This is a genomic window from Spirillospora sp. NPDC046719 (assembly GCF_040645715.1).
Classification (GTDB): Bacteria; Actinomycetota; Actinomycetes; order Streptosporangiales; family Streptosporangiaceae; genus Spirillospora.
In genome coordinates, this window is sequence record NZ_JBEYYT010000657.1 from 1 (window position 1) to 3946 (window position 3946).

Sequence of the window (3946 nt, forward strand, 5' to 3'; positions counted from 1 at the left end):
GACGAGGCCGCCGGGCAGGGCGCGCAGGTCCGCCGGCTGGCGGCGCTGCTGGCCGCCCGCTGCCGCCGCCCGGTGACCGTCGGCTGGGGCGCCCGGCGCCCGGCGGGCGGGAATGATCGACCCGATACGGGCGTATACCTCCAGGTGACCGGGAACGCCGACCGCGACGTCCCGGTCCCCGGCCGGCACCACCGGCTCGGCGTGCTCCAGCTCGCGCGGGCGCTCGGCGACGCGCGGGCGGCGCGCTCGGACGGCCGCCCGGTCGTCCGGCTGCACCTGCAGAACCGGTGGGCGGGCCTCGCCCGGCTGCTCGACTCGGCCAGAGGCGGGTAGGACGACGGGGCGCGGCCGCGGCTCTCCGGCGACCCGGGAACGGCGACGGCGCGCCCGGGAGGGGCGAGACTGTCAGTACACGGGGTCGACACACAGGATGCGTGGTCTGATCGGATGCGAGTAGAAGTGAGGGTAGTCAAGGTGCGAGAAGAGGGGGCCGCAACGTGACCGACGCAGCCAATCCGCTCCGGGACCCGCGCGACAAGCGCCTGCCGCGGGTGGCCGGGCCGTGCGTGCTCGTGCTGTTCGGGGTCACCGGGGACCTGTCGCGCAAGAAGCTGCTCCCGGCGATCTACGACCTGGCGAACCGGGGGCTGCTGCCGCCGGGCTTCTCGCTGGTCGGTTTCGCCCGCCGCGACTGGGAGAACGAGGACTTCCGGCAGATCGCCTACGAGTCGGTGAAGGCGCACGCGCGGACCCCGTTCCGCGAGGACGTGTGGACGCACCTGTCGGAGGGCATGCACTTCGTCCCCGGCGAGTTCAGCGACCCGGGCGCCTTCGACGCGCTGTCGATGGCGGTCAAGGAGCTGGACGAGAGCCGCGGCACCGGCGGCAACTATGCGTTCTACCTGTCGATTCCGCCGAAGTTCTTCCCGCAGGTGGTCGAGCAGCTGCAGCGCAGCGGGCTGGCCGACCGCAAGGACGGCGCCTGGCGCCGGGTGGTGATCGAGAAGCCGTTCGGCCGGGACCTGAAGACGGCGCTGGAGCTGAACGACACGGTGCACCGCGTCTTCCCCGAGGAGTCGATCTTCCGGATCGACCACTACCTCGGCAAGGAGACGGTGCAGAACATCCTGGCGCTGCGGTTCGCCAACGCGATGTTCGAGCCGATCTGGAACCGCTCCTACATCGACCACGTGCAGATCACGATGGCCGAGGACATCGGCATCGGCGGCCGGGCGGGCTACTACGACGGGATCGGCGCGGCCCGCGACGTCATCCAGAACCACCTGCTGCAGCTGCTGGCGCTGACGGCGATGGAGGAGCCGACGTCCTTCAGCGCCCAGTCCGTCCGCACCGAGAAGGCGAAGATCCTGTCGTCGGTGCGGGTGCCGGGCGATCTGGAGACCTCCACCGCGCGCGGGCAGTACTCGGCGGGCTGGCAGGGCGGCGTGAGCGTCAAGGGGTACCTGGAGGAGGAGGGCATCCCGGCCGACTCCCGTACCGAGACGTACGCGGCGGTCAAGCTGGAGATCGACAACCGCCGCTGGGCGGGCGTCCCGTTCTACCTGCGCACCGGCAAGCGGCTCAGCCGCCGGGTGACGGAGGTGGCGATGGTGTTCCAGCAGGCGCCGCACCTGCCGTTCTCGCACACCGACACCGAGGAGCTCGGGCAGAACGCGCTGGTGATGCGGGTGCAGCCGGACGAGGGCATCACGGTCCGGTTCGGCTCGAAGGTGCCCGGCACCTCGATGGAGATCCGCGACGTGAACATGGACTTCGCCTACGGCGAGTCGTTCACGGAGGCGTCCCCGGAGGCCTACGAGCGGCTGCTGCTGGACGTGCTGATCGGCGACCCGCCGCTGTTCCCGCGGCAGGAGGAGGTCGAGCTGTCCTGGCGGATCCTCGACCCGATCGAGGAGTTCTGGGCGAGCCGCGGCGGCCTCGACCAGTACACGTCGGGCGGCTACGGGCCCGACAGCGCCGACGAGCTGATGGCGCGCGACGGCCGCGCCTGGAGGAGGCTCTGATGAACATCGACCTCACCGGCACCACGACGCGCCAGATCCAGGACGCGCTGACCCAGTCGCGGCACCTGATGGGCGGCCCGGCGGTCGGCATGGTGCTGACGCTGATCATCGTGACGGACGAGTCGGCGCAGTACGACGCGGTCCGCGCGGCGACGGAGGCGGCCCGCGAGCACCCCTGCCGGGTGCTGACGGTGATCTCCCGCGACCCGCGCGGGAACTCCTCGCGGCTGGACGCCGAGATCCGGATGGGCGAGACCGGCCCGGGCGAGACGGTGCTGCTGCGGATGTACGGCCCGCTCGCCGAGCACGCCGACTCGGTGGTGGTGCCGCTGCTGATGCCCGACACGCCGGTGGTGATCTGGTGGCCGGGCGGCAAGGTGCCGAAGTCGCCGTCCAAGAGCGGGCTCGGCAAGCTCGCGACGCGGCGGATCACCGACGCCTACGCGGCCCGCGACCGGCTCGGCACCCTCGCGCAGCTGGCCGGGAACTACAGCCCGGGCGACACCGACTTCACCTGGACCCGGCTGACCTCGTGGCGGTCGCTGCTGGCGGCCTCGCTCGACCAGGACCACGACGAGATCATCTCCGGCGAGGTGATGGCCGAGCCGGACAGCCCGAGCGCGGAGCTGCTGGCGGCGTGGCTGTCGATCCGGCTCGGCGTCGCGGTGGAGCGGACGGTGTCCGAGGGCCCCGGCATCACCGGCGTCCGGCTGACGACGACCGGCGGCGACATCGTGATCGACCGGCCGGACGGCCGGGTCGCGACGCTGTGCCGCCCCGGCCAGCCCGACCGGCAGGTGGCGCTGATGCGCCGCCCGATGTCGGAGCTGCTCGCCGAGGAGCTGCGGCGGCTCGACCCCGACGAGGTCTACCGGGAGGCGGCGGCCCGCTTCGCCAAGGACCTCGCGGGCGGGACGTCGGACGAGGGCGTCGCCAGCGAGCCGCTGTCGGGCACGCGGGAGGCGGCCACGACGAAGAAGGCGGCGAAGGAGGCCGAGAAGGAGGGCCTGCCCGACGCCCCGGCCTCGTCCGCGGCGAAGCCGTCCGGCGGGAAGCGGTCGTCGCGCGGCAAGTCGTCGGGGGACGCGTGACGCCCCCGGCGGTCCTGGTCCACCGCGACCAGGACCTGCTGGCCAAGGCGGCGGCGGCGCGGCTGGTGACGCGGATCGTGGACGTGCAGGCCGCGCGCGGCTCGGCGTCGGTGGTGCTGACCGGCGGCGGCGTCGGCACGGCGGTGCTGGCGGCGCTGGCCGCGACGGGCGCCCGCGACGCCATCGACTGGGGCCGGCTGGACGTGTGGTGGGGCGACGAGCGGTTCCTGCCGGCCGGCGACCCCGAGCGCAACGAGACGGGCGCCCGCGCGGCGCTGCTGGACCATGTGGACCTCGACCCGGCGCGGGTGCATCCGATGCCGGCCTCGGACGGCCCGGACGGCGACGACGTGGAGGCCGCCGCCGAGCGGTACGCCGCCGAGCTGCGCGCGGCCGCCCGTCCCGAGGACCACGGTCCCGTCCCGTCGTTCGACGTGCTGATGCTCGGCGTCGGCCCGGACGCGCACGTGGCGTCGCTGTTCCCGGAGATGTCGGCGGTGCGCGACGAGCGGCCGGTGGTGGCGGTGCACGGGGCTCCGAAGCCGCCGCCGACGCGGATCTCGCTGACGTTCCCGTCGCTGTGCGCCGCGCACGAGGTGTGGGTGCTGGCGTCCGGGGAGTCGAAGGCGAAGGCGGTGCGGCTCGGGCTGTCGGGTGCCGGGCCGGTGCAGGTGCCCGCCGCGGGCGCGCGCGGCCGCCAGAGCACGCTGTTCCTGCTGGACCGCGCCGCGGCCGCGGAGCTCCCGCCCGGGATCGAGCGGATCGCCTCACCCTGAGGCGTTGATCACGTCACGGCCGGGTGGGCGGGGGGGGGGCCGCCCCCGGCGCCCG

Annotated in this window: 3 protein-coding genes and 1 pseudogene; all 4 read left to right on the plus strand. The window is 74.0% G+C overall.

Translation table 11 applies throughout. The features are described 5' to 3' along the window. Nucleotides 1-333 (plus strand): annotated as a pseudogene (locus tag ABZ914_RS48130) (glucose-6-phosphate isomerase); the annotation flags it as partial. A gap of 164 nt (nucleotides 334-497) precedes the next feature. Next, nucleotides 498-2024: a glucose-6-phosphate dehydrogenase gene (zwf, locus tag ABZ914_RS48135; protein ID WP_500201324.1), complete on the plus strand. Its 1527-nt coding sequence runs from the start codon at nucleotides 498-500 to the stop codon at nucleotides 2022-2024. Then, entirely contained in the window at nucleotides 2024-3115 is a 1092-nt protein-coding gene (locus ABZ914_RS48140) for a glucose-6-phosphate dehydrogenase assembly protein OpcA (RefSeq protein ID WP_190856360.1), read from the plus strand. The genes zwf and ABZ914_RS48140 overlap by 1 nt, the downstream gene beginning before the upstream one ends. Then, a complete protein-coding gene (gene pgl, locus ABZ914_RS48145; RefSeq protein WP_500201325.1) occupies nucleotides 3112-3891 on the plus strand; it encodes a 6-phosphogluconolactonase in 780 nt (259 codons plus the stop codon). The genes ABZ914_RS48140 and pgl overlap by 4 nt, the downstream gene beginning before the upstream one ends. Nucleotides 3892-3946 lie beyond the last annotated feature (55 nt).